24 protein-coding genes and 1 pseudogene are annotated in these 26,121 nt (G+C 68.1%); 7 read left to right on the plus strand and 18 right to left on the minus strand.

From position 1 onward, the window contains the following. Both DID99_RS19430 and DID99_RS19435 read right to left on the minus strand, forming a co-directional pair. Positions 1-659: pseudogene (locus DID99_RS19430) on the minus strand (hypothetical protein); the annotation flags it as partial. Between the two features lie 345 nt (positions 660-1,004). After that, positions 1,005-1,724: a response regulator transcription factor gene (locus DID99_RS19435; RefSeq protein WP_124667317.1), complete on the minus strand. Its 720-nt coding sequence runs from the start codon at positions 1,722-1,724 to the stop codon at positions 1,005-1,007. A 375-nt stretch (positions 1,725-2,099) separates the two neighbouring features. On the opposite strand from DID99_RS19435, the gene DID99_RS19440 reads away from it, so the two are divergent. Next, positions 2,100-2,591 carry a hypothetical protein gene (locus DID99_RS19440; RefSeq protein ID WP_044846642.1) on the plus strand — a complete coding sequence of 164 codons (492 nt, stop codon included), beginning with the start codon at positions 2,100-2,102 and terminating at the stop codon, positions 2,589-2,591. Positions 2,592-2,642: 51 nt separating this feature from the next. On the opposite strand, the gene DID99_RS19445 is transcribed toward DID99_RS19440, so the two are convergent. The 8 genes from DID99_RS19445 to DID99_RS19485 all read right to left on the minus strand — a co-directional run bounded on the left by DID99_RS19445 (position 2,643) and on the right by DID99_RS19485 (position 10,661). Next, positions 2,643-4,064, minus strand: coding sequence for a sigma-54 dependent transcriptional regulator (locus tag DID99_RS19445; RefSeq protein WP_124667318.1), 1,422 nt, complete (start codon positions 4,062-4,064; stop codon positions 2,643-2,645). A gap of 112 nt (positions 4,065-4,176) precedes the next feature. After that, complete coding sequence (locus DID99_RS19450) at positions 4,177-4,761, minus strand: hypothetical protein (RefSeq protein WP_124522330.1); 585 nt, start codon at positions 4,759-4,761, stop codon at positions 4,177-4,179. A 155-nt stretch (positions 4,762-4,916) separates the two neighbouring features. Further along, on the minus strand, positions 4,917-6,407 hold the full coding sequence (locus DID99_RS19455; protein ID WP_124667319.1) for a chemotaxis protein CheA: 1,491 nt from the start codon (positions 6,405-6,407) through the stop codon (positions 4,917-4,919). A gap of 44 nt (positions 6,408-6,451) precedes the next feature. Then, positions 6,452-6,724 carry a hypothetical protein gene (locus DID99_RS19460; protein ID WP_124522334.1) on the minus strand — a complete coding sequence of 91 codons (273 nt, stop codon included), beginning with the start codon at positions 6,722-6,724 and terminating at the stop codon, positions 6,452-6,454. Between the two features lie 72 nt (positions 6,725-6,796). Next, positions 6,797-7,387, minus strand: a complete 591-nt coding sequence (locus tag DID99_RS19465; RefSeq protein WP_124667320.1) for a hypothetical protein — start codon at positions 7,385-7,387, stop codon at positions 6,797-6,799. A gap of 111 nt (positions 7,388-7,498) precedes the next feature. Next, entirely contained in the window at positions 7,499-7,822 is a 324-nt protein-coding gene (locus DID99_RS19470) for a hypothetical protein (protein ID WP_044846715.1), read from the minus strand. 1,125 nt (positions 7,823-8,947) lie between these two features. Then, positions 8,948-9,643 carry a hypothetical protein gene (locus DID99_RS19480; protein WP_124667321.1) on the minus strand — a complete coding sequence of 232 codons (696 nt, stop codon included), beginning with the start codon at positions 9,641-9,643 and terminating at the stop codon, positions 8,948-8,950. Positions 9,644-9,734: 91 nt separating this feature from the next. Beyond that, positions 9,735-10,661, minus strand: a complete 927-nt coding sequence (locus tag DID99_RS19485) for an AraC family transcriptional regulator (protein WP_044846637.1) — start codon at positions 10,659-10,661, stop codon at positions 9,735-9,737. A gap of 180 nt (positions 10,662-10,841) precedes the next feature. Here DID99_RS19485 and DID99_RS19490 point away from each other — a divergent pair, with 180 nt between their 5' ends. The 6 genes from DID99_RS19490 to DID99_RS19515 all read left to right on the plus strand — a co-directional run bounded on the left by DID99_RS19490 (position 10,842) and on the right by DID99_RS19515 (position 17,494). After that, positions 10,842-11,303: a (2Fe-2S)-binding protein gene (locus tag DID99_RS19490; RefSeq protein ID WP_044846636.1), complete on the plus strand. Its 462-nt coding sequence runs from the start codon at positions 10,842-10,844 to the stop codon at positions 11,301-11,303. Between the two features lie 2 nt (positions 11,304-11,305). Then, positions 11,306-13,516 (plus strand): xanthine dehydrogenase family protein molybdopterin-binding subunit, encoded by a 2,211-nt coding sequence (locus tag DID99_RS19495; protein ID WP_124667322.1) that lies wholly within the window; start codon positions 11,306-11,308, stop codon positions 13,514-13,516. A gap of 471 nt (positions 13,517-13,987) precedes the next feature. Then, the gene (locus DID99_RS19500; RefSeq protein ID WP_044846633.1) at positions 13,988-14,386 is read left to right on the plus strand and encodes a winged helix-turn-helix domain-containing protein; all 399 of its coding nucleotides are present in this window, start codon (positions 13,988-13,990) and stop codon (positions 14,384-14,386) included. A 430-nt stretch (positions 14,387-14,816) separates the two neighbouring features. Beyond that, positions 14,817-16,001, plus strand: coding sequence for a type III secretion system cytoplasmic ring protein SctQ (gene sctQ / locus DID99_RS19505; protein WP_124667323.1), 1,185 nt, complete (start codon positions 14,817-14,819; stop codon positions 15,999-16,001). 3 nt (positions 16,002-16,004) lie between these two features. Then, positions 16,005-16,679 (plus strand): type III secretion system export apparatus subunit SctR, encoded by a 675-nt coding sequence (sctR, locus tag DID99_RS19510; RefSeq protein ID WP_044847619.1) that lies wholly within the window; start codon positions 16,005-16,007, stop codon positions 16,677-16,679. Beyond that, positions 16,676-17,494: a lytic transglycosylase domain-containing protein gene (locus DID99_RS19515; RefSeq protein ID WP_124667324.1), complete on the plus strand. Its 819-nt coding sequence runs from the start codon at positions 16,676-16,678 to the stop codon at positions 17,492-17,494. The genes sctR and DID99_RS19515 overlap by 4 nt, the downstream gene beginning before the upstream one ends. Before the next feature lie 179 nt (positions 17,495-17,673). Here DID99_RS19515 and asnB read toward each other — a convergent pair whose 3' ends face one another. From asnB to sctJ, 8 genes are all read right to left on the minus strand, one after another. Further along, on the minus strand, positions 17,674-19,641 hold the full coding sequence (gene asnB, locus DID99_RS19520; RefSeq protein WP_124667325.1) for an asparagine synthase (glutamine-hydrolyzing): 1,968 nt from the start codon (positions 19,639-19,641) through the stop codon (positions 17,674-17,676). Positions 19,642-19,896: 255 nt separating this feature from the next. Then, on the minus strand, positions 19,897-20,928 hold the full coding sequence (locus tag DID99_RS19525) for an EscU/YscU/HrcU family type III secretion system export apparatus switch protein (protein ID WP_124667326.1): 1,032 nt from the start codon (positions 20,926-20,928) through the stop codon (positions 19,897-19,899). Between the two features lie 25 nt (positions 20,929-20,953). Next, positions 20,954-21,763: a type III secretion system export apparatus subunit SctT gene (gene sctT, locus DID99_RS19530; RefSeq protein ID WP_124667327.1), complete on the minus strand. Its 810-nt coding sequence runs from the start codon at positions 21,761-21,763 to the stop codon at positions 20,954-20,956. Continuing rightward, complete coding sequence (locus DID99_RS19535; RefSeq protein WP_124667328.1) at positions 21,757-22,479, minus strand: hypothetical protein; 723 nt, start codon at positions 22,477-22,479, stop codon at positions 21,757-21,759. Before DID99_RS19535 ends, sctT begins: the two co-directional genes overlap by 7 nt. Next, positions 22,472-23,857, minus strand: coding sequence for a type III secretion system ATPase SctN (sctN, locus tag DID99_RS19540; RefSeq protein WP_124667329.1), 1,386 nt, complete (start codon positions 23,855-23,857; stop codon positions 22,472-22,474). Before sctN ends, DID99_RS19535 begins: the two co-directional genes overlap by 8 nt. Then, complete coding sequence (gene sctL, locus DID99_RS19545; RefSeq protein ID WP_124667330.1) at positions 23,854-24,483, minus strand: type III secretion system stator protein SctL; 630 nt, start codon at positions 24,481-24,483, stop codon at positions 23,854-23,856. Before sctL ends, sctN begins: the two co-directional genes overlap by 4 nt. Beyond that, positions 24,465-25,205 carry a SctK family type III secretion system sorting platform protein gene (locus tag DID99_RS19550; RefSeq protein WP_044847611.1) on the minus strand — a complete coding sequence of 247 codons (741 nt, stop codon included), beginning with the start codon at positions 25,203-25,205 and terminating at the stop codon, positions 24,465-24,467. The genes sctL and DID99_RS19550 overlap by 19 nt, the downstream gene beginning before the upstream one ends. Next, the gene (gene sctJ, locus DID99_RS19555; protein ID WP_044847610.1) at positions 25,202-26,089 is read right to left on the minus strand and encodes a type III secretion system inner membrane ring lipoprotein SctJ; all 888 of its coding nucleotides are present in this window, start codon (positions 26,087-26,089) and stop codon (positions 25,202-25,204) included. Before sctJ ends, DID99_RS19550 begins: the two co-directional genes overlap by 4 nt. Positions 26,090-26,121: the final 32 nt, after the last annotated feature.

The following is a 26,121-nucleotide window of genomic DNA, read 5'->3' on the forward strand; positions in this document are numbered from 1 at the left end:
GGCGGCGCGCGGTACAGCGGCCGATTGGTCGGATTGATGCCTTGCACGGTCATCCAGCCCATCGTTCGATCATCCAGACCGCCGTGCCAAAGATCGGGCAGACTGGCGCAGCCATTGGTGAACGGCCCGCCGCCCCAATAGTCCTTCTCGTTCAGGAAGATCTTGTCGCCGTACTCCTTCAATTCCGCAGCGGTCGCGCGATAGCCCCAGCGGAAATGAATGACGGGTGAGAACGACGGATCGGGCTTGATGTAATTGTCTGCCAGCAAATCAGGGTTCAAGAACCCATCCGGCGTCACACTCTCCGTGTACTTCGCGGGCGTCAGCTGTCCGGCATCGATACCGTGATACATCATCTGATCGTCCAGACGCCCGAGCCTGCGATTCAGCCCTTTGCACAGCCCTTCCTCCGACGCCTCGAACCATTCGCCTTCGGAATTCACCCCATGCACGAAGATCACGATACCGGGCAATGGCATCTGCTTGAGACAGATGAGCGGCGTGTTCTTCGCAAACATCGTCACGCCTTCGACGCGGCCGACGACGATCGGCGGCGGTTCGGGTCGCGGCGCCGGCCCGTCTCGGGCTACGGCTTCAGGGCAGCTCTCCGCCGTTCGAGCGGCCGCTACTGGACGAGCATCTGGAAATGAATCACTCATCTGCATTCCTTCTTATATCTTGACCATTCTTCTTGATGAACCTCGTCGCCAGTCTCCCGAACCGGTCTGCGTCGGCCGCCGATCGCTTTCATTTACGCGCAACCCCATGCCGCACATAGCGCCGGAGCGATATCGGCGCGCGCTTCCTTTCGCCCCGACCGATGATCGTGGGAGGCACGCAAGTCAGTGCCCCGTCAATTCCCTGCATCGGCCCTTCGCGAACATCAGCAAGAGACGAAGCGCCGACGTGCTGGCTAATCGCGCATCTCACCTCTCCAATATCAAGGACAACCAAACGCTTATTCCAGTCGACGCGGCCCTAAGAAAGATTCCGGAATGTCACTGCTACCGAAATAGCGCTCGTGATTCCTGTTCTCGGCTCCCCGCCTGCTCCGCGCCGTCCGGGCAGCCCGCAACCTTGCCGCCGTCGAGCCCCAGCGCGGCCGCTCGCTGAACCAGCTCGATGTCGTTGCTCGCGCCGAGTTTCTTCATCGCGCTGATCTTCTGCGCGCTGACCGTTTGCTTGCCCTTGTTCAGCCGCTGCGCGATCGCCTTGATCGGCATGCCGGCCAGATAAAGGCGAATCACCTCGATCTCGCGCGTCGAAAGCTTCACCGGCGGCGTATCGTGTCCGGCCAACGCATCGAGCGCGCGGCGCACAAGCGGCGACAGATAGTGACCGCCGCTATAGCTCGAGTGAATCGCGGTGACGATATGGCCCACCTCGTCGAACTTGCTCACGAGGCTCGCGCCGACTTGCGAGAGAATCGAGCGGAAGATCACCGGGTTCTCGTTCCCGACCAACGCAACGATCCCGACGTTCGGACGCATGCGTCGCAGCCACTCGCACAGTGCGAAGCCGTTCATCCGCGCATCGCCGCGGACCGAATAATCGACCAGCGCGATGTCGCAATCGAGCGTGTCGAGGGTCGCGACGAGTTCGTCCGGCGTCCGGCAGACACCGACGAGATCGATTGCGCACACGTCGCCGGCAATGTGCTCCATGCCGGCGAGCGTCAACGGCCAGTCGTATGCAAAGATGGTGCGAATATTGAATTTCCCCATGCGCGGTTCCAGAAGGTTCACCGGGCGCGCGGCGCGGAATGCGCGTACGACCGGCGTGGCGTTGAATTTACGAGCGAGATATTTTTATCCCGATCGTTATTCTATGAGGCGACGCTTGGACGGGATATCGGACGGTGAATAGAGCGGCCTGCGGGGACGTAGTACAAGTTTGATTTTTGGCGCCGGCCCGACCGTTTGGCCGGTGTCGCTCTCGTCCTGACAGCCAACGTTACAGGTCGCACGGGCCGCACCGACGGCCCGCGAGGTAAAATTGCGGCCTTTGCATGCCATTCCGGGTGACCGGCCAGGGCAGCGCGCCGTTGCCGGCCGCGCGCCCCGCCCGTTCGCCGGCGGCCCGTACTCCCCGCTTCCTCCATGACCGAATCCGATCTGCAATCCGACGACACCACCATCCACGAAGACGGCCTCTGGCGCGACAACGGCTGGACGGCCCGCATCATCAAGAACGAAGACGACGACGGCTGGGCCGTCGAGATGATCAAGGACGGCGAAGCCGAGCCCGCGCTCGTCGGCCCGTGGACCATGGGTCGCGACAAGAAGAACCCGAAGCCGATGGATGCGAACGCGTTCCGCACGCTGGTGAAGACCGCGACCGAGGTGCTGATGCGTCACGAGCAGCAGCGCCGCGCGATGCTGCACAAGGAAGTGACGGTGCAGGACGGCGACGGGCAGGATGTGTCGGTCACGCTCGACATCGTGCCGGACGAGTTCGAGCCGTATGCGCAACTGAAGGCGTTCGACCCGTACGGCGAACTGCTGGCCGATGCGAAGGTGTCCGCCGGGTTCAAGCTCAACAAGGCCAGCGCCGCACGCTGGGTCGAATCGGGCTTCGAACGGCCGGCCTGACGCCGCGGGCCGCGCGACGTCGGGCCGCGTGCCGCGCGGCCGCAACCGGCGTCAGCCGTGCAGGCCGAGCGCGGTCATCAGCCGGTACAGCGTCGCGCGCGAGATGCCGAGTTCCGCCGCGACGTCGGCATGCTGATGCCGATGCCGCAACAGCGTTTCCTCGATCGTGCGCCGCTCGGCCTGCCGGCGCGATTCCGCCAGCGTCGGCGGCCGATGCGACGTGTACTGGTTCAGTTGAAGATCGACGGCCGAGATCAGCGGGCCGTTCGTCATCACGACCGCGAAACGGATCCGGTTGATCAGCTCGCGCACGTTGCCGGGCCACGCATAGTTGTGGATCGCCTCGATCGCGCACGGCATGAAGCCGCGAATCCGGTGCGAACTTTCGCCGCGATAGCGCCGCAACACATGATCGGCGAGCAGCATGATGTCGCGGCCGCGCGCGCGCAGCGGCGGCTCGTCGATGCGCAGCACGCACAGCCGGTAGTACAGGTCCGGGCGGAACCGCCCCGCCTGCATCGCGGACTCCAGATCGACGTGAGTCGCGGACACGATCCGCACGTCGACCGGAATCGACGCGCGCCCGCCGAGCCGCTCGATCTTGCCCTCCTGCAGGAACCGCAGCAGGCTCGCCTGGCTCTCGAACGGCATGTCGCCGATTTCGTCGAGAAACAGCGTGCCGCCGTGCGCGGCCTCGATGCGGCCGATATTGCGCTGATGCGCGCCGGTGAAGGCGCCCCGCTCATGACCGAACAGTTCGGCCTGCAGCAGCGTCGACGGAATCGCCGCGCAATTCACGGCGACGAACGGCGCGTCGGCGCGCGACGAATGCTGGTGGATCGCCGATGCGGTCAACTCCTTGCCGGTGCCGGATTCGCCGGCGATGAACACGGTGGCTTCGGTGTTCGCGACCTTGCGGATCGTCGCGAACAGGCGGCGCATCGCGGCGCACGCGCCGATCATCACGCCGCCGGGCGGCGCGGCATCGTCGGCCGGATCGCTTTCCGCCAGTTTCAGCATCCCGTATGCATGGCCGACGAGATAACCGATCGTCGTGTAGGCCGTCGCATTGCGCACGTAGTCGAAGCAGCACTGGCGAATCAGGCGCGCGATGGTGGCATCGCGCAGCCGCTCGCCGTCGGCGAGCGCGACCCAGCCGATCCGCGGATCGCGCAGCAGCGTCTCGAACGACGCGACGTCGGGCGACGCGAATCCGTCGAAATCGACGATGCCCGCATGCAGGCGGTTCGCCTTTACGAGATTGAATGCGTCCGCAACGGATTTCGCACGCCACAGCTCCCAGCCGCGCGACGCGAGACAGTCGACGAGCCCCGCATCGGGATGCTGCGACAGATAGACGAGCGGGCGCGACGGCACGGTTAGGTGACGCCGGGCCGCAACGAACGGCGGTGCGTATGCGGCCCGTTCGTCCTCGTGCGGGCCTGACAGGCTGATCTGGCAGCAATGGTTCACGATGGCCTCGCCGCATAGGGTTGTCTGACGGAGCGGGCGGCGCGAAGCGGTACGCGGCGAGCCTCCCTGCTCGCACGCGGCGCTACCGGCATGTCCGCTCCGGAAAGTTTCGTCATCGGCAGAACACGACACGCTGCGTGTAGATCTGCGGTTCGACGACGGGCCGCGCGGCCTGGTTGAGTTCCTCGCGATACGTGCGGTAGGTCTTGCCGTTCACCGTCACTTGCGTCGCGGGCGCCGTCTCGATCGTGTTCAATCCTTTGCGCCGCCAGTCGCTGACCCGCGCCGACGCGGACAGGTTCGACTCGCCGGCGATCTTCTGCGTGATCGCACTGCTGTCGCTCCACGGCTGTGTCTGCATGTCCTGCGCGTGCTGCATCGCGCCGACCGTCTTGCCGGTCGCGGTCGGCCCGTTCTGCGCTTCGAACGGCGCGCCGCGGCCATACACCGGCGATTGCCACGACGGGGCGTGTCCCTCCTCCGGCATCATGTAGACCATCTGCGGATCGCCGACCATCATCATCGGCACGCATGCCGTGTTGTCCGCGCGGCCGAGCGTCGTCAGCGCCTGCTGGACGCTCGCGGCGTTCGCGAGGGTCTGCTCGCTCAGGATGACAAAGACCGCGGGGTTCTGGAAAACCGACTGTGCGGCGGCTTGTGTGTCGACCAGCAGCAGCGCGACCCAAAAGATCCTCATGATTGAGGCCTCCTCGTACCCTCGTCAGGCAAAAAGAGGTGTTGACCTCGGGGAGGGATCAACACCCGTCCAACTTGCACCGTGCGTCGCACAGCGGATCCCGGCGTTCCCGTGCGGCCCGGCTTGCCGGTCGCGCGGAAGCGTCGCCCGCGTGCTTACGACGATGTGCTCGTCGAGATGACGGTCGGAGCCGGCATCGCCGGCGCGGCCGGGGCGACCTGCTGGTCGGCCGCGGCCGGGGCTGGGTCCGGCGCGGCCGGCATGTCGGCGGATTCGACCAAGCCGGTCGCCTTTGCGTCGACGGCTGGCGTGTCGGCAGCGGCTGCCGCCGTGGCGCGCGACGCGGCCTCCGGTGCGGGCGCTTCGGCTGCCGCCTGCGCTGCCGGCTCGGCAGCCTTCGCATCGACCGCGGCCTCGGGCGCTGCAGCGTAGGCCGGGGCCGGTGCGGCTTGCGCGGTGTCCGGCACCTTCGCGTCGACGGCAAGCGCTGCCGGGGCTTGCGCTGCGGTGTCGGTTGCAATCGGTGCCGGTTCCGGTGCCTTGTCGGCGACCGTCGACGCGGGTTCCGGCGCCTTGTCCGCAACCGCTGGCGCAGATTCCGGCGCCTTGTCCGCGAAGCCCCCCGCGGCAACGATGGCGGCACCCGGCACCACGCTCATCGCAGCCGGTGCAACGGCAGGCGCAGCACTCACGGTCGGTGCTGCCGCGGCAGCCGGCGCGGTGACGATGGCAGCCGCTTGCGATGCCTTCACGGCGGCCGCCTGCGTCCCGGCAGGCACCGCGCTGACCGCCGGCGCGACCATCGACGGCGCGGGCACCGGAACCGGAATCGGCGCCGCCTGGACCGCGGTCGTCGCCACCGGGCGCGTCAGCACGGGCGCGGCGGCATCGAGCGGCGGCAGGCCCATGCGGTTTCGCACGAGCGGATCGCGATACTTCACGTCGTCGGCAACGGTCGCTTCGGCGGACGGCGCCACATTCGAGCGCGCGAGCGGCGTGGTCGTCCCCGGGCACAGATGCCCGGTCGCTTCCACCGCGCGCCGGTTCGCATCGCTCTGGCAGAGCAGCGCGAGCGCGACGTCGGTCAGCCCCATCGCGCGGAATTCCCGCGCATCGAGACGACGCACGCACGCCTGGTCGACCAGGGTCGTGCCGCCCGTCGCGCCGAAGCCCGGGAACGACACGCCGACGCTCACCGAGCCCATGCAGGTATCGGACAGCGTGGTCGTGAGGCCGGGCGCCTGGATCGACGGGTTCGTCTTGATCGTCTGGGTGCCCGAATAGTTGACGTTTTCCGACGCCTGGGTGTTGTAGGGGTTGGTGCCGGGTGAGCCGGCCGACTGGAGCGAACTCACGCTCTGCGGCGTCACGTTCGAGCCGCCGCTCGTGCCGGATGGCATCGTAACGTTCACGTTCACGCTCGAATTGCCGCTGCCGCGCACGCCGCTCGTGCTGGCACTGCTGGCGTTGCCGCCGCGCGAACTGGTGACGTTCGTGTTCATGCTCGAGCCGCCGCCCTGGCTGATCGCCGTCGACGACGTCGAGGACTGCGAACTTGAAGTCGAGTCGGCAGTCTGCGCCTGGGCACCGATCGCGGCCATCGCGAACATTGCGGCACATGCCGCCCTGATCTTGTTGCTGTTCATTTCACTCTCCGGACGAGGTTTGACCTCCGACCCAGGCAACCGCACTAATTCCCCCGAATGCCTTCAGCTTTGCCCGCTTCCCCGAACTGCTTCCAGCCGCTACCCAGCTGGGACCACGAACCGCCCGACATTCCCGGCCACGCCAGGGAATCCGGTGCGCCGATGGCACTGCCCGACGAAAGCGTGTGTTGTTCTGACGGATTGGTTGCAGGGTTCGACGTCTGCAAATTTGATTGCACGTCCTCGGCAGCGCGGTCAGCGCAATATGCCGTCAGAGACGCGAGCATCAGAGCGGCGGCAATCAGGTTCTGCTTCATGCCAACTCCTTACTTGAACAACAGTGCGGAAAAGAGACCAGCGTCGCTGGGAAACTGGTCCCCCGCACCCGACTAGTGACTGCTCCCGGTCGCGCTCGAACTCCCCTGGCTTCCGCCCGATGCAGACGGCGAACCGGCCGGACCGGTACTCCACACGGTCGACGCGTTGTAGTGATTCGAACCCGCGAGCGCGCCCGACCCGCCGCTGCCCGTCAACCCGGCAGCACCCGCGTTGGCGATACCCTGATCGTTCCCGCCGCTGGCCGTGTAGTGGTTCGCGCCGAGGACGATCGTGGCGGTCACCCCTCCCGACAGCGCATTCGCGTTCTCGTTCGTGCTGCTGTTTCCACCGTACGAACCTGCGGCACCGATACCGCCGCCTGCCGCGAACGCGCCCCCGTTCGAGCCCCAGCCGCTGGCCGTCGAAGTCGAGTTGTGGAAGGCCGATGCCGTGCCGGTGGAACCAGCGGGTGTCACGGTACTTCCTGCGCTTGCGCCCGCGACCGAATTCGAATTGCTCGTATAGCTGCCTGAGCCGACCAGCACCGAACCGGACACACCCGCTGCAACGGATTGCGTCTGGTTGGTCGTGGACGGACCGGCGGCCAATACGGCCGACGAAAGGACGGTGAGCGCTGTCGCTAAAATGACTTTGGCTTTCATAGCAATTCCTTGCCGTGAGAAAGTTTGGTGGCGAGGTCGCCGGGCTCGCCCTCGCGAAACGAAACCCGGCGTCCGTGCCACCAGCCAATGACGAACGCTGCGCGCCGCGGCTCAGTGGTGATACGTCCAGCCGATCGAGCCGGCATTCGCACCGCTGTTGCCGCCCGCTTGCGCGCCGCCGAAGCCGAAGCCGCCCACCGTCGACGTTTGGACGTGGCTCGTGTACGAGATCGAACCGCTGCTGCCGCCGCCAGCCGTGGCACCGGCTGCGCCGAGTGCGGCACCCGAATCGGTCGCGGTGAAATGGCCGAATCCGGCAACCCCGGCAATCGTCGAGCCGCCGCTCGACGAATTGCTGGTCGATACCGTGCCGCTGCCGGCGAATGCTGCACCCGAAACCGCCAGAACTGCGGCTGCAATCAGAAGCTTCTTCATGGTCGACTCCATAACGGCGTGGACGGAACAAGCGAGGAAAGCTGCACGCCTTCAACTTTCCAGCCCTGAGCAATCCCCATAACATAAGGATCACTATCTAATTACAAAGAATTTATTCATCTCGAATCCGATGGCCGCGCAACTTTTCGGCGATCCGAATCCTGGTTTCGTATTTTTTTAGTTTTCCGAAATTTTTATATTTATTCTCGATATGAGTTATCGATCATTTATCAATCGGAAAACGAATCGACGCACGCACCCGGAAACAGGCATTCGCCATTCGGGATCAGTCGTTTTCGAAATTTGCTTACACGGCATACCGGCACATGGCATCCGCTTCAGCGATCGAAAATGCGTGAGTACAGTTATCTACCGTGAATGCAGTGCCATCGAAAACATGCGCGTTATCGCGGCGATAACGGGCCTGCATTACAGTCAGGCGGCATCGCTTCTCCCTGGGCTACCGATCAAAGATCTTCCGGGCAATCCGGCCGACGGGTATGCGAGCTAGTCCAGCCACCGCCGGCATCGGCCCGGCGCAGCGGATACGGGTCGGCACGAGCGGAAACGATTCGGCGTCGAGCTGTCCGGCACGGACAGCATGGCCCATCCGGACGAGCTGAATGAAGGGGAGCACGGCTGTCGGCCGGTTGTCGTGAGAAACGACAGGCGGTCCAGCACGCGCAACGCGCGGATACCGGGAAACCGGCAACGAACCCGCGAAGCTGGCACTGCATCGCGAGTCCTGTTCCGAGCTGTCCGACTACCCCACGGCTGCGCAAGGAATGCGCGCATCAAGTTGTTGCTTCTGGTCTTCATCGCTATTTCCCCGACTGCTTATTGACGAACGGGCCGCCCCCCCATCTTTGTTGCATCAGGTCGACCGCTCGCCGGTGCGTCCAATATCGCAAACGGCATGCCATGCGTGATTCCACCGATGGTTGCGCGTCGCGTATCGTTCGCGGCGCCCGCAATATCGCCGGGAATCGAATTTTTTGTTTCAGGAATGTATCGCGATAGCGCTCGGCAGCACGCGCCGATCATCGAATGGCGCGAAGCAATGCCGGAAAAGGCGGACGAACGCGGCCCGCGGGGCCGCGCGCAAGGGGGTGTCGAACGGATGTTTCATACTTGAGAACTGCACCGTCGCATATCCCGGCCGATGTACATTTCGGCCCCGGCAAACCGCCTGCCGCAGCCCGTTCGGCAGCCTTCCCGTACGCGAAAAAATCGTGAATCGAAACGCGCGACAACCGGTTCTGCGGGACCCGCGCGGCCGACATCGCTATCGTTCCGGACGTGCGCACGCGCCGCCGCGAAACGCAATTGATTCATCCGTGAAAATACCGACGATATCGAGCATCGGCCGGCGATGCGAACGCGCGGCAAAAACCGGTAAATACGACGCAAGCCGACATGGCTTTCACGCCGCATATCGGAAAAAACGACGGCAGGTGCGCCATGCGGCCTTGAACACACTTTATCGATTTTTACTGTTTTCCTTCGATTCACCGACATCCAGTACCGGCAACCATCGTGCTCCAACGGATGGGATGAGAACACGCGCTGCGCGCGAGAAACATTTTCGAATCGAGTTCGACTGCTAATCTCATCGCGCGAAACATGGTCGTGAAACGCGCGATCCATGCAGAATGTGCGGGGCGGAGCGGCGTCATTGCGCGTTTCGGCCCGTCGGTTCGCATCCTGCCGGCATTTTCCGTATCGGTTCGCCCGTTTCCGGGATGCATGCTTGAAACAGAAGTTCGTGCGCGGCGCGGCGGCACGCTCCGCTGTCCCGTTGCGCCTGCGTGCGGCGGCCATGGCACATCGATTGCGTGTCATCCCGTTCCGGCGAGCCGCGCATCGCGCGACGAAGCCAGGCCGGATGCGGTCGACACGACCGGCACCGCCGTCAGGTGCCGAGCAATTCCTTCTTGCGCAGATGCACGACATCGCGCATCGGCGGCGCGCCGAACAGCCGGCTGTATTCGCGGCTGAACTGCGACGCGCTTTCATAGCCGACGGTCGCCGCCACCGACCCGACGTCGCCGCCCTGCCGCAACAGCAAACGCCGCGCCTCGTGCAGCCGCAGCTGCTTCTGGTACTGCAGCGGACTCAGCGTGGTCACGTGCTTGAAGTGATGGTGCAGCGACGACACGCTCATGTTGACCGCCTGTGCGAGCGTGTCGACGCGCATCGGCTCCGCGTAGTGATCGCGGATCCATTCGATCGCACGCGCGATCCGGTGCGTCTGGCTGCTCGCGACGGCCATGTGCCGCAGCCGCGTGCCCTGCCCGCTCGTCATCAGCCGGTACAGCAGTTCCTTTTCGATCAGCGGCGCGATCACCGGAATGTCGGCCGGCGTATCGAGCAGCCGCAACAGCCGCAGCGCGGCATCGAGCAGCGGCGGCGTCAACTCGGCGAGCGCGATGCCCTCGCCTTCCGGGCCCGCATCGGGCTCGGGCAGCCGCATCTCGGCCGCGAGTTCGACGATGCGCTGCAGATCGAGCGTGAGCGACAGGCACAGGTAAGGCGCGTCGGGCGACGCCTGCGTGACGCGCGAGAGGATCGGCAAGTCGATCGACGTAATCAGGCAATTGCGCGTGTCGTATTCGTAGGCCTGGCCGGCCACGATCACGCGCTTCGCGCCCTGCGCGGCGATCACGAGCGCAGCACGCGACACGCCGCAGCCGAGATCGACCGGATGCGCATGCCGATGCAGCATCAGCGCCGGCACGGCCGTGGAGTGGGAGCCGTCCGTCGGCGCGAAACGGCCGATCAGCGACGCCAGTTCGCGCCGCCCGGATTCGCGCGACGCCGCGATATCGGTCATGTCCATGACGGATTCCTCGCCTCATTTCCCTGAATCGCGGGAGCATAGCGAATCGCTCGCCACCGCGCCGGGGATTTGCAGGATTGTTCAATAAATTTGCAGGATTGGGTAGACGTAAAAATCGGCCGTTCGCGCACACTGCCACCTGATCCGGCGCATGCCGGGTTTTCCCCACGGAGACAAAAAATGCCCACCACGTTTGTCCTGAACGGCAAGAGTGTCACGCTCGACGCCGATCCGTCGATGCCCGTCCTCTGGGCAATCCGCGAGCACGCGGGGCTGACCGGCACGAAGTTCGGCTGCGGCATGGCGCAGTGCGGCGCGTGCACCGTCCATCTCGAAGGCCAGGCCGTGCGCTCGTGCGTGCTGCCGCTCGCCGGCATCGCGGGCAAGCACATCACGACGATCGAAGGCCTCGAGAGCAAACCCGCGCAGGCCGTGCAGGCCGCCTGGGTGAAGCTGCAGGTGCCGCAGTGCGGCTATTGCCAGTCCGGCCAGATCATGTCGGCAACCGCCCTGCTCGAACAGAACCCGAAGCCGACCGACGCGGACATCGACGCCGCGATGAACGGCAACATCTGCCGATGTGCGACCTACGCCCGGATCCGGGCCGCGATCCACGACGCGGCCGCGACGCTGGGAGCCTGACCATGACGATCGAACTCGACAACGCCGGCTCGGTGCGACCGTCGCGCCGCACGTTCCTGAAGGCCGCGGGTGCCGCGGCCGCCGTCAGCCTGACGATCGGCTTCGAATGGGCCGGCCTCGGCCGCCGCGCGCTCGCCGCGACGGCGCCCGCCGCCGACTTCGCGCCGAATGCATTCCTGCGCATCACGCCCGACGGCACGGTCACGGTCATCGCGAAGCACGTCGAAATGGGCCAGGGCGCGTACACGGGCATCGCGACGATCGTCGCCGAGGAACTCGACGCGGACTGGTCGAGCGTGCGCGTCGAAAGCGCACCGGCCGATGCGAAGCGCTATGCGAACCTCGCGTTCGGCACGATGCAGGGCACGGGCGGCAGCTCGGCCATGTCGAACTCGTGGCAGCAATTGCGCGAAGCGGGCGGCAAGGCCCGCGCGATGCTCGTGTCGGCCGCGGCGGCGCGCTGGAAGGTGCCGGCCGGCGAACTGACCACCGCCAACGGCGTCGTCACGCATGCGAAGAGCGGCAAGACGGCCGCCTACGGCACGCTCGTCGCCGACGCGTCGAAACTGCCGGTGCCCGACAAGGTCACGCTGAAGCAGCCGGCCGACTTCAAGCTGATCGGCCATCGCATTGCGCGCGTCGACGGGTCGGCCAAGTCGAACGGCACCGCGCATTTCACGCTCGACACGACCTTCCCCGGCATGCGCGTCGCGCTGCTGCAGCGCCCGCCGCGCTTCGGCGCGACGGTCAAGTCGTTCGACGCGACGGCCGCGAAAGCCGTCCCGGGCGTGGTGTCGGTCGTGCAGGTGCCGGGCGGCGTTGCGGTCGTCGCGAACGGTTTCTGGGCCGCGAAGCAGGGCCGCGACGCGCTGAAGGTCGACTGGGACGAAACCAACGCCGAAAAGCGCAGCTCGGACCAGCTCATGCGCGAGTACCGGCAGCTCGCCGCGCAGCCCGGCGCGTCGGCCCGCAAGGACGGCGATGCCGACGCGGCGATCGCGGGCGCCGCGCGCAAGGTCAGCGCGACCTACGAATTTCCGTATCTCGCGCACGCGCCGATGGAGCCACTCGACGCGGTCGTCAAGCTGAGCGCCAACAGCTGCGAGATCTGGGCCGGCGACCAGTTCCAGACGGTCGACCAGGGCAACGCCGCCAGGGTCGCGGGCCTGAAGCCCGAGCAGGTGCAGATCCACACGCTGTATGCGGGCGGCAGCTTCGGCCGGCGCGCGAACGCGTGGTCGGACTACGTGGTCGAGGCCGTGTCGATCGCGAAGGCGCTCGGCGCGGACGGCAAGCCGGTCAAGCTGCAGTGGACGCGCGAGGACGACATCCAGGGCGGCTTCTATCGCCCGATGTACTTCCACAAGCTCGACGCGGGGCTGACCGCGGACGGCCGGCTGGTCGGCTGGCGCCACCGGATCGTCGGCCAGTCGATCCTCGCCGGCACGCCGTTCGAGGCGTTCATGGTCAAGGACGGAATCGACGCGACGTCGGTCGAGGGTGCGGCGAACCTGCCGTACGCGGTGCCGAACGTGTCGGTCGAACTGACCACCACCAAGGTCGGCCTGCCCGTGCTGTGGTGGCGCGTGGTCGGCAGCTCGCACACGGCCTACGCGGTCGAGGCGTTCATCGACGAAGCCGCGCACGCGGCGGGCAAGGATCCGTACCTGTTCCGCCGCGACCTGCTCGCGAAGGAGCCGCGGATGCGCGCGGTGCTCGAGCTGGCCGCGCAGAAGGCCGGCTGGGATCCGGCGAAACCGCTGCCGAAGGGCCGCGGGCGCGGGATCGCGGTGGCCGAGGCGTTCAAGAGCTACGTCGCGCAGGTCGCGGAAGTGTCGGTCGACGCCGACGGCAAGGTGAAGGTCGAGCGCGTGGTGTGCGCGGTCGACTGCGGGATCGCGATCAATCCCGACATCGTCGCCGCGCAGATGGAAGGCGGCATCGGCTTCGGGCTCGGCGCGGCGCTGCACAGCGCGATCACGCTGAAGGACGGCCATGTCGAGCAGCGCAACTTCGACGGCTATCACGTGCTGCGGATGGCGGAGATGCCGAAGGTCGAGGTGCATATCGTGCCGTCGGCCGAGGCGCCGACGGGCGTCGGCGAGCCGGGTGTCGCTCCGGTCGGGCCGGCGGTCGCCAACGCGATCTTCGCGGCGACCGGCAAGCGGCATTACGTGCTGCCGTTCGATTCGGGCGATACGGCGAAGGCTTGACGGGCGGAACGAAGAGACGCCGGGCCGGCCGCGTGACGGGAACGTTGCGCGGCCGGTTTTTTATTGCCGAGCCTGCGGCTTCCAATGTAGGGTTCCAAGTCGGCAAAAATCTCCTGTAAACCATTGATTCACTTATAAAAACGGCTAACCCGGATAGGGTTCGATGTAGGGTTCGCCATCCGCCCGAAACCCGTTCGCGCTGGGCGAACCGCGCGTTCCGCACGTTACGCCGCCCGTAACGTCCGTAACGCCCGTAACGTTCCCGCCGGATGCTACGTAACAATCCTTCAATGTTGCTCCGACCCTTTCGAAGCACACCACACGCCCCACGTTAAAAATTCTTTTAGATTCAACGCTGGCGCGCCGCCCACCCCGCTCCGACCGCCCGTCGATTCCTGTCAGTCAGCCCCTGGCCCGGAAGTTGCGGTACATGACCCGCAAACACTCCTTTACGGACATGCGAGGGCCAACATGGATTGCAAATACCTGTACATCGACAACATAAAAATCAACTTCGTGCGCCGCACGATCGAAATCGACAACAAAGTCGTCGACGTCACGCCGCGTGAATTCGATGTCGTCGAATTCCTGCTCGACAACATGAACAAGATCGTGCCGCGGCAAGCGATCCAGGAAGCGGTCTGGGGCCGCGAGCTCGGCGTGTCGTCGCGCACGCTCGACACCCATATCTCGCGCATCCGTTCGAAGCTGCAGCTCGATCACGACAAGAACCTGCGGATCATCCCGATCTATGCGGTCGGCTATCGGCTGGTGCTGTTCGGCGCGGCCATGACGCACGTCGAACGCCACGATGTGGCGCCGATCCTGCGCGCCGCACCCCAGCAGGCGCTGGCCGCCGACTACGCGTAACGCGTAGCGGCTCACCCGCGCGCCGCCGCAGCGAGGCGCGCCGGCAAGGCTCCTCCACGGCGCTGCACGCGCGACCCGGAGCGTCTCGTGGCCGGGCACGCCTTCCCCGCCGCGACACGACCGCCGCCATCGGGCGGCGGCCGCGTTTGCGGCAGTCGCATGCAAGCGCGCGTGCCGTCGATTAGCGGCTGCGCTATCGCACGCCACGCCGCCGCGACACCGCGCCGACCCACCACCGCCCCGCCACGCCCCCGACAAAAGGCTTCGTAGCTCGCCGCCACCCGCGCGGCCCCGCGCTGGACACGACTACGGATTCCGGCGCGGCACGCGGCCGGCGGCGTCCCTACAATCGACGCAGCAGCAGCGCGCCCCCTGCGCCGCCGGCCACAACAACCCGTCGAACCAACGCCGAATCCGCCCTGATCCCGCCGTGCCTGCGCTGTCCCTGACGAATGCCGACGCCGGCGACGCCGCGAATCGGGCTCCGCCCGCCGCCGCCACCCCGGCCGCCGCCGCGCCCGCCATCCCGCCCCCGCCGGCCGCGGCCGCGGTCGCGCTCGACGCGTCGCCCTGGCTGCCGCGCCTGTCCGCCGCCGCCGCGCGCGGGCTGTCGCATGCGTACGGCGCGACGGCCGCGGTCCCGGTCACGCTCGGCGAACACGCGTACGAGGTGCGCTGGCGCGTCGATGCCGAACCGGCCGCCGACGCGCATGCCTACCGCTTCGTCATCGGCCCGGCCGCCGGCACGCTGTGGATCGATCCGGTCGCGGAAAGCGCATGGCTCGGCGACGCGGCCGACCCGGCCGTGCCGGCCGTGATCCGCGCGGCGCTGCTCGCCGACCTCGCCGCGCCGCTCTCGGCCGTGTTGCAGGCCGCGACGCGGCAGCGCGTGGAATTGCTGCCGCCGCCGGCGGGCGTGCCCGCGTGGCGCACCGCGCCGGCCGCGCTGCGCTTCGAGCTGCGTCGCGCCGACGGCGCATGGCGCTGCCACGGCGCGCTGCTGTTCGATGCGCCGGACGCGCTCGCGGTGTTCTTCGCAGCACCGACGCCGGCGGCCGCGCGGCCCGACACCCGCGCCGCGTATGCGGGCCTGCCGGTGCCGCTGGTGTTCGAGATCGGCCGGACCGAGCTGACGATGGCCGAGCTGGCCGACGTCGTCGGCGGCGACATCATCGCGATCGAGCGCTGGCGCGCGCACGAGCAGAACCTGCTGTGCGTCGCGCGGGTGCCGGCCGCGCCGGCGTGGGAGATTACCGGACGGCCGTCGGGCAACCGGCTGACCGTCGAACGAATCAGGGAGATGCCTTTGGAACCGACCCGCACCGACACCCCGCCCGCGAGCGCGCACGATGCGCCGCCCGACGATGCGCCGCGCTCGCTCGACGGCCTCGCGGTCGACCTGCGTTTCGAATTGCCGCCCACATCGATCCCGCTCGGCGAACTCGGCGCACTGCAGCCGGGCGCGGTGATCGAGCTGCAGCAAGGCATCAACCAGAGCGTGATCCATCTCGTCGCGAACGGGATGCTGATCGGCACCGGCCACCTGATCGCGGTCGGTCAGAAGCTCGGCGTGCGCGTCGTCACGCTGACGCAGCCCGCGCCGCGCGAGCGCTGAACGATGGGCAGCCTGCCGAATCCGGTCGCGCTGATCGCGGTGATCGCCGCGCTCGGCATCGCGCCGTTCGCCGCGCTGATGGTGACGAGCTATACGAAGCTCGTGGTCGTGCTCGGCCTGCTGCGCTCCGCGCTCGGGATCCAGCAGGTGCCGCCGAACCTCGTGTTGAACGGCATCGCGCTGATCCTGTCGCTGTTCATCATGGCGCCGGTCGGGATGTCGATCCGCGACGCGCTGCAGGCACGCCACTTCGACGCGTCGGGGCAGCTGTCGACCGCCGATATCGGCGCGCTCGCCGATGCCGCGCTGCCGCCGGTCAAGGATTTCCTGGTGTCGCACACGCGGCAGCGCGATCGCGAATTCTTCGTGCGCACGGCAACCTCGGTCTGGCCGAAGAACCGCGCGGACGGCATCAAGGACGACGACCTGCTCGTGCTGGTGCCGAGCTTCACGCTCGCCGAGCTGACCAAGGCGTTCCAGATCGGCTTCGTGATCTACATCGTGTTCATCGTCGTCGACCTGCTGGTCGCGAACATCCTGCTCGCGCTCGGGATGCAGATGATCTCGCCGACGACGATCTCGGTGCCGTTCAAGCTGCTGCTGTTCGTCGCGCTCGACGGCTGGTCGCTGCTCGTGCACGGGCTCGTGCTGTCGTATCGCGTGGCGGGGGCGGGATGAACGCGCGCGCGTTGCGCAGCGTCGTGCCGAACCTGCGCGCAGTGATCGCGCCGGCCGTGCTAATCGCGCTGGCGTTGACGCTCGCCTGCGCGGGCCTGCAGCCGCGCAGCGCGCACGCGGCCGGCAGCGCCGCCGGCTTCGCGCAGCTCGCGCGCGCGTGCGCGCCGAACGTCGATCCCGACACGCTCGCCGCGCTGGTGCGCACCGAATCCGGTTTCAACCCGTATGCGATCGGCGTGGTCGGCGGCCACCTGACGCGCCAGCCCGCGTCGCTCGACGAAGCGCGCGCGACCACGAGCGAGCTGGCCGCGCGCGGCTTCAGCTACAGTGTCGGCCTAGCTCAGGTGAACGAACGAAACTTCGCGAAATACGGCCTCGACGACACGACGATGTTCGAACCGTGCCGCAACCTGCGGGCGGGCGGCGCGATCCTGACCGAATGCTTCGCGCGCTCGTCGAATACCGGCCGTCCCGCGCAGGCCGCGTTGCGCGCGGCGCTGTCGTGCTACTACAGCGGCAACTTCACGACCGGGTTCTCGAGCGGCTACGTGAGCCGCGTCGTCGCGAGCGCGCAACGCAATGCGCGCGAAGGCGGCGTCGAGCCGATTCCGGTGGTGAGCGATACGCCGCCGCCCGCGCGACAACGGCGCATGGACGCGGCCGCGACCACGCCGCCCGAACGCGCGCGCAGGCTCGCGTCGCCCGCGGCCTCCGCCGACGCGCCGTCGTGCCATGCGCGCCCGGTCGTGATGATGTGCCGCGGCTTGCCGGCGAGCCAGGCGAAGCGGCTGTGCGTGCGCTGTCTCGATCAGTGAGCGTCGACGCGACGCCGGCATGACGTGCATCGGATGACGCGGCGTGCCGCATCGCCCCGCTTCATGCGGCGCGCCGTGCCTCCAGCCATGCCTGGCACATCCGAACCGCGCCGCGTCATCCCGCTTCATGCAGCGCGCTGTGCCTCCAAGCGTGCGCGAAACTTCGGCACCGCCCCGCTTCACGCAGCGCGCTGCGCCTCCAGCCAAGCCTGAAACATCAGCACCGTCCACAGCTGGTGCTGCCAGTTCATCCGGCCCGTCTGGTGCTGGCGCCACAGCCGGTCGACCGCCGCCGCGTCGAAGAAGCCCTCGTCACGCAGCCGCGACGGCTGCAGCAACGCGTCGGCCCAGTCGCGCAGCGCGCCGCGCAGCCAGTGATCGACGGGCGCGCAGAAGCCCTGCTTCGGCCGGTCGATCAGCGCCGACGGCACGTACCGGTCCAGCAGCCGGCGCAGCAGCGCCTTCGACTGCCCTTCCGGCAAACGCACCGACGCGGGCACGCGCCATGCGAATTCGACGACGTGATGATCGAGGAACGGCATGCGCGTCTCGAGGCTCACCGCCATCGCCGCGCGGTCGACCTTCGCGAGGATGTCGGTCGGCAGGTACGTGAGCGTGTCGATCGCCATCGCCTGCTCGGCGAAGCTCAGGTTCGCGGGCCATGCGGACACCGTATCGAGCGGGGTCGGCGGTTCCTTTCCGGCCAGCGCGATGCGCTCCGGATGATGCACTGACGACATCAGCAGCCGGTACAGCGCGATGCGGCTCTCGGCCGTCATCACGTGGCCGAGCTTGTGCAGCCGGTCGCCGATGCGGGTCGCCGAGTCGCGCGCTTCCACGCCGCTCCATGCGCCCTGCGCGACCGCCGCGAGCTGGTCCGCATGATCGGGACGCAGCGCATGCAGCGCGGCGGCGATCCGCGCGCGCACCGCCGCCGGCACGCGATGCAGCTTGCGCCACAGGCGCGGCGTCAGGAAGTAGCGCGTATAGCCGCCGAACAGCTCGTCGCCGCCGTCGCCGGACAGGCTCACCTTCACGTGCCGGCGCGTCAGCTCCGACACGAGGAAGGTCGGAATCTGCGACGCATCGGAGAACGGCTCGTCATAGATCGTCGGCAGTTTCGGCACGACGCCGAGCGCATGGTCGGCCGTCACGTAGAGCTCGGTATGCCGCGTGCCGAGGTGACGCGCGACCGCCTTCGCATAGCCGGCCTCGTCGTAGCCGGCCTCGTGAAAGCCGATCGTGAACGTGTCGACCGGCTTCGCCGACTGTGCCTGCATCAGCGCGACGATCGCCGACGAATCGATGCCGCCCGACAGGAACGCGCCGAGCGGCACGTCGGCTTCCATCTGCCGCGCGACGGCCTGGCGCAGGATCGTGTCGAGCTGATCGACGGCCTCGTCGGCGCTGCCCTCGAACGGCTGCTCGCGGCCGGCTTCGATCGCTTGCTCGAGCGTCCAGTACGCGCGCAGGCGCGGCGTGTCGCGCGCATGCTCGAACTGGATGAAGGTGCCCGGCGGCAGCTTGCTGATGCCGCGATAGATCGTATGCGGCGCGGGCACGCTCGACTGGCGCAGGTACAGGCACAACGCGTCGCGATCGATCGTGCCGTCGAAGCCCGGGTAGCCGCGCAGCGCCTTCAGCTCCGACGCGAACACCAGTGCGTCGCCGATCCGGCCGTAGTAGAGCGGCTTCTCGCCGATCCGGTCGCGCGCGAGCGTCAGCATCCGCGACGCGCGATTCCACAGCGCGAACGCGAACATGCCGGTCGCGCGCCGCAGCGCCGCCTCGACGCCCCATGCGGCGATCGCCGCGATCAGCACCTCGCTGTCGGAGTGGCCGCGCCACGCCGGTGCGCGACCCGCGCGCCCGAGCTCCGCGCGCAACTCGCGATGGTTATAGATTTCGCCGTTGAAGACCATGACGTAGCGGCCGCACGCGGATGCCATCGGCTGCCGGCCGTGGACCGACAGATCGACGATCGCAAGCCGCCGGTGGCCGAGCGCGATACCGGCTTCCGGGTCGACCCAGAGGCCCTGCCCGTCGGGGCCGCGATGCGCGAGGCTCGCCGTCATTCGCGCGAGCGTGCCGCGCGCTGTCTCCTCATCGAAGGCGACGCTATTCAGAAAGCCGTCGATTCCGCACATTGATTTGTCTGCCTCTGTTGACCTGTTCCGTCAGCGGCGGCGCAACCTCGCAGCCCGCCGTCCGGCTGACGGTCGAGCCATATTACGAAGAAATAAATCAGCAATAATTCATGGGTGAATCTCGGATGAACCCGGAAAAAAACCGGCGTCAAGCACTGCGTGCGACCGGCCCGGCGAAGCGAAAACGGGTCCGCATCACGACGCATCGCTGAACCGCGCGCCTTTCGATGTTCCGGCCCCGACAGTTCGAGCACGTCAGGCCGCGCCGGTCGCCCACTTCAGCAACTGCGCGACTTCGCGGAAATGCCGTTGCTGGATCGTGCCCTTTTCAGGCGTGCTCTCGTACAGCGCCTGCGCGAGGCCGGCGTTCGCAAGCGTCGGACGCAGCGCGTCGCGCGCGAGCCGTACGATCCGCTCGGCCGCCTCGCCCTCGCCGCGCGCGAGCACCCATGGCAGCGTGCCGACGCCGCCGTAATAGAGCGCGACCGCGACGCTCGACGAATAGACGACCACCGACGCGAAGCCGATCCGGTCGGGCAGCGACGAGAACTGCGCTTCGCGCGCGAGCTGCCGGCGCTTCGCCTCGATGTGCGGGTCGCCTTCGTCTTCCTTGTGCTCGCGCCGCACTTCCTCGATCGACATCTTCATCTTCTGATTGAACTCGCGCCGCTGATGCACGATGTCGATCAGCGCCATCACGATATAGATCAGCGCGGCCCAGCCGAACAGCAGCATCAGCAGCTTCACGATCAGCGCGAGAATCGACATCGGCCGCGTGAAGCCGGACTGCACCGCCGGGTCGAGCGACTCGACGATCAGCCAGCCGAGCGTCGCGACCAGCAGCACGGTCTTCAGCAGCATCTTCGCGAGGTTCACGAGGTTGCGCATCGACACCATGTTCTTCAGCCCCTCGGCGGGATTGAGCCGCGACAGCTGCGGCACGAGCCGGCTCCACGCCATCACGGCGCCCACCTGCACGAAGCCGGCGAGCAGGCCGGCCAGCAGCCCGGCCGCGACGATCTGCGCGGACAGCAGCGCCCAGTCGCGCGCGGCGCCGTCGATCAGCACCGCGAGCCGCGCGGAAGGATCGCTGGCGCCCGCCGCATCGAACACGAGCAGGAACAGCGCCTGCAGCCGCGCGAACAGCGTGCCGAGCCCGACCGCGAGCGCGACGCACACGCCGACGAAGAACGCGGACGAGATCGTCTCCGCGCTCTTCGGCACGTCGCCTTTCTGCCGCGCCTCGCGCAGGCGCTTCGCGGTCGGCTGCTGGTTCTTTTCGGCCATCGTCGCTCCGGTTCCGGCGGGGCCGTCACGCGCCGCCGTGCGCGGCGAACAGCGCGCGCAGCAGCGCCATCAGCCCGCTATCGGGGCTCAGCAGCGCGTGCAGCGACGCGTATACCACCGGCAGGAACAGCACCATCATCAGGACCGCGAGCGCGCTCTTCAGCGGCTGCGCGAACACGAAGATGTTCAGCTGCGGCACCGCGCGCCCGACGAGGCCGATGCCGAGTTCAACCAGCACCAGCACGATGATCACCGGCGCGGCGAGCTTCACCATCCATTCGAAGATCGTGTCGGTCTGCCGCACGACGAAAGTCTGCAGCATCGACGAGAAATCGGGGCCGAGCGAGCCGATCGGCCACCACGCGTACGACTGTGCGAACAGCTGCACGAGCACCTGCAGGCCGCCCGCGGTGACGAACAGCGCGATCGCGACGAAATTCAGGAACCCTGACGTCGGTCCGCCCTCGTGCCCGCCCATCGGATCGAAGAACGCGGCGCTGCCGCTGCCGGTCTGGAAATCGATCAGGTAGCCGACGCCCTGGATCGCGAACAGCACCGCGCTGAACGCGCCCGCGAGCAGCATGCCGATCACCGCCTCCTTCGCGACGAGCAGGCACCACATCAGGAACGGCAGCGCGGCGACCTGTGCCGGGTCGATCACCGGCGCGACGAACGCGGCGATCACGACCGCGATGCCGTTGCGCACGAGGCCCGTGACGATCTGCTCGTTGAACACCGGCACGACGAACATGATCGGCAGCAGGCGCGGCATCACGTAGAGCAGCGGACGCAGCGTGCCGGCGATGTCGTTGAAGTTCGCGGCGTGGTCTAGCATCGGCGCTCCGCGGCGGCGGGCGGCGCCGGATCGTCGACGGCGGCGGCCGGGACAGTTGCGCCGCCCGGCGCGGCGTTGCCGGCCGCCGCGCGCGTGTTTGCCGTGTTTGCCGTGTCCGTCGCGTCCATCGCGTCTACCCCCGCCGGTCGCGACACCATTTCCGCATCGAACGCGGCCGCCATGTCACGCTGCCCCGATGCATGCCCCTGCGCGTCGCCCGCCCACACGCCGGCCGTCGCGAAGCGCCGCACCGCATGCGCATCCGCGACTTCGTCGGCATCACGCTCGACCCGCGCGGCGCGCGCCTGCAGGGCCTTCTCGCCGGCCTTGTCGAGCTTGTCCTCGGCGGCCTTCGCCTTGCGCGCGGCGCGCTGCAGGTCGGCGAGCGTGGCCTCGTGATCGCGGTGCACGTGCGCGGCCTCGCTGACCGACGCGTGCGCGACACCGATATGGCGGTCGAACGTGCGCGTATCGGCCGCCGCGTTCTGCAACGCGCGCGCCTCGCGCACGTCATCGGCGAGGCGCGTCTGGATCGCGGCCTTCGCCGCGACCTGCTGCGCAAGCTGCGCGTGCGCGGCGTCGAGCGCGCGCCGGCTCTGCGCGGCGATGCCCTGCTGGCGCGCGGCCGCCACGCGCGCGATCTGGCTGCGCATCTCGCGCACGCGCTTCAGGCGGGCGAGCGTCGCGAGCACGAGACGGTCGTCGGCTTCAGACATGGTCGTTCGCGAGTTTCGTCAGCTTCGCGAGCAGCGCGTCGAAACGCACGTCCTCGTGCGACGCCTGCGCGCAGAACGCGCCGATCGCATCGCGCGCACGCAGCGCGAGATCGCCGAGCCGGTCGCTGCCTTCGCGGTACTCGCCGATCTGCACGAGCAGCTCGATTTCCTGGTACTTCGCGATCAGCTCGCGCACGCGCGCGGCCGCTTGCTGATGCGCGCGGCTCGCGACGAGCGGCATCACGCGCGACAGGCTCGCGAGCACGTCGATCGCCGGATAGCGGTTCGCGAGCGCGATCTTGCGCGACAGCACGATGTGACCGTCGAGGATCGAGCGCACTTCCTCGGCGATCGGATCGGATTCCTCATCGCCTTCAACGAGCACCGTGTACAGCGCGGTGATCGAGCCGGTCGCGCCCTGCCCCGCGCGTTCGAGCAGGCGCGGCAGCACGGCGAACGTCGACGGCGGGAAGCTGCGCCGCGTCGGCGGCTCGCCGCTCGCGAGGCCGACCTCGCGCTGCGCGCGAGCGAAACGCGTCAGCGAATCGACCAGCAGCAGCACGCGCTTGCCCGCATCGCGGAAGTGCTCGGCGATCGCGGTCGCGACCAGCGCGGATTTCACGCGCTCCATCGCCGGACGATCGGACGTCGACACGACGACGATCGAGCGCGCGCGCACCTCGGACGACAGGCTGTGCTCGATGAACTCGCGCACTTCGCGGCCGCGTTCGCCGACCAGCGCGATCACGTTCACGTCGGCCTGCGCGCCGCGCGCGATCATCCCGAGCAGCGTGCTCTTGCCGACGCCGGACGGCGCGAAGATGCCGACGCGCTGGCCGATGCCGAGCGTCATCAGGCCGTCGATCACGCGCACGCCGGTCGGAAACGGCGTGTCGATCAGCTTGCGCGCGAGCGGGTTCGGCGGGTCCTGCTGCGTCGACACCCACGCGGCGCCCGTCACCGGCCCGCGATCGTCGAGCGGCCGGCCGAGCCCGTCGAGCACGCGGCCGAACAGCGCTTCGCCGACCGGAAACACATGCTCGCGCCCGGACGGCACGACGCTCGTCTCCGGCGACAGCCCGGCCACGTCGCCGAGCGGCGTAAGCAGCGTGGTCTGCCGCGAGAAGCCGACCACTTCGGCGAGCAGCGTCGGCTGGTTCGGCGTGCGCAGCTCGCAGATCTCGCCGAGCCGCGCGCGAATGCCCGTCGCATTGAGGATCTGCCCGACCGCGTGATTGACGCGGCCCTGCACCGACACCGGCGAGAAGAACGCGAGCCCCGCGTCGAGATCGCCGACGAGGCGACCGCGATCGAACGGCGCGGCATCGTCGTCGCTCTCGCGGCCGTTCGGTTGCGGATCGTCGAGCGGCGCGTTCATCGCGGCGAGCCCTTCAGCGCGTCGCGGCGGATCGCCTGGCGCAGCGCGTCGATCTGCAGGTCGAGGCTCGCATCGATGCGCCCGGACGGCGTCTCGACCGTGCATGCGTGGCGTTCGAGCTGCGCATCCTCGACGATGCGGATCCGTTGCCGGTTCGACTGGCCGGCGAACGCGCGCTCGAGCGCGTCGCGCATCTCGTCCTCGCGGCCCGGCGCGACCCGCACGATCAGGAACGCCTCGTCGCGCACGAGCGGCGCAATCCGCGCGAGCGCGGCCTCGTACAGCTTCTGCGTGGCCATCTCGCCGACGATCGCGCGCACGGCCTTCACGACGATGTCGGCCATCGAATCCTTCATCGACTCCATCGTGCGCGCGGCGGCCAACGCATGCGTATAAGCCTGCGCCGCATGCTCGCGCTGCGCGCGGCGCATCCCTTCGTCGTAGCCGGCCGCCTGGCGCCGGTCGAATTCGCGCTGCGCATCGGCGACGATGCGCGCGGCCTCGTCGCGCGCGGTCGCGATCACCGCGGACGCGTCGAGCAGCGCCGCGTATTCGCGCTCCTTGAGCACCTTGCGCTCCGACAGCAGCTGCAGGTTGTCGCTCGTGATCAGAAAAGCCAGTCCCATGACGCAAGCCTCTCGGGAATCAGAAACAGGAACAGCAATTCGCCGAACTGGTCGCGCTGCGCGCGGTTCAGCCAGTACGGCGCTTCGTCGTCGATCGCGCGGTTGAATTTCAGGCGCGCGCGCCGCGCGACCGCATCGCCCGCCACGCCGATGAAATCCGCGAGCAGCCGCCCGCCGCGCGCACGGATCACCACCGGCAGCGCAGCCGGATCGGCGCGCCACGGTTCGAGCGTGTCCGCGAGCGCGCCGAATTCCGGCGCGCGCTCGAGCGCGAGCTCCAATGCATCGCCGCCGAGCTTCGCCGCGACTTCCGCGCGAATGCGGCGCACGGCCAGCGCATCGCGCAGCCAGCCGCGATGCAGCAGCAAGCCCGCATACGATGCGAGCTGTTCGAGCGCCGCGCCGGGCAGCAGCGCAAGCCGCGCGCACGGATTCGCGAGGTCGAAGTCGTGATGTTCGGCCACGCCGTTCGCATCGAGCAGATGGCGCGCAAGCAGCTTGCGACCGGCCGGGCCGAACGCGTCGGGCGAGCGGTAACGCGCGGGCCAGTCGGCCGGCACGCGCGTCACGTGCAGATAACGGTCGGGCCTCAGGTTGAATTCGCAGACGAGCGCATGAAACGCCGCGCGCCGCGCAGCGGGCGGCGCCGCGAGAGATTGCAGCCACGGCAGCGACACGGCATCGGGCGCAACGCCCGGCGGCAGCACATGCGGCTCGTTCATGCGCCGTCGCGCGCGCCGTCCGGCGTGCGCAGGCTGCCGCCCGACTGCGCGGACGCGCCGCCTGCACCGTTGCCGCCGCGCGGTGCGCCGCCGACCAGCCCGGCCAGCCGCGCGCCGAACATCCCGCGCCGCGCGGCCGACAGCGCGATCACCGCGCAGGTCAGCAGGATCAGCGCGAACACCAGCCAGCCGAGCGGCGAGCGCAGCCGCAGGATGTCCGACACCGCGCTGCCGATCCCGTCCACGCGCGCCGTGCGCGCGGCGGCCGGCTGCAGGAACAGCGACACGTTGTCGTACTGCAGCCCTTCGATGCTGTGCGCGACGAGATCCTTGACCATCGGCGCCATCGCGCGCAGGTCCACGCCGGGCCGGTAGCGGATGTACACCGCCGCCGACGACGGCTTGATCTTGTCCGCAAGCGGATCGTTCTCCGGAATCACGACCTGCACGCGCGCGACCACCACGCCCTCGATGTCCTGCAGCGTGCGCGACAGGTCCTGCGACACGCCATACAGGTAGCGCACGCGCTCCTCGGCCGGCGTCGACACGAGCCCCTGCTTCTGGAACAGCTCGCCGAGGCTCGCGTAGCTCGGCTTCGGCAGCCCGTTCGCCTGCAGCACGGTGAGCGCCGACTGCATGTCGCCGTCCGCGACGCTCACCTGCCATGCGTTGCGATCCGACGTGTCGCGCGCGTCGTTGTCCTTCGCCGCGCTGATCCCTGCGTCGCCGAGCACGGCAACCATCTGGTTCGCATCGCGCTCCGACAGGCCGGAGTAAAGCTCCTTCTGGCAGCCCGCCAGCAGCGCGAGCAGTCCCGCGAGCAGCGCACGCGCCGCCCGGCTGCGCCACGCATGCAGGCGCGGCGTCGAATCGATCGTCGTCATCGTTTGTCCGCTTCAGGGCGCGCGGCCGGTTC

The organism is Burkholderia sp. Bp8986 (assembly GCF_003854225.1).
Classification (GTDB): Bacteria; Pseudomonadota; Gammaproteobacteria; order Burkholderiales; family Burkholderiaceae; genus Burkholderia.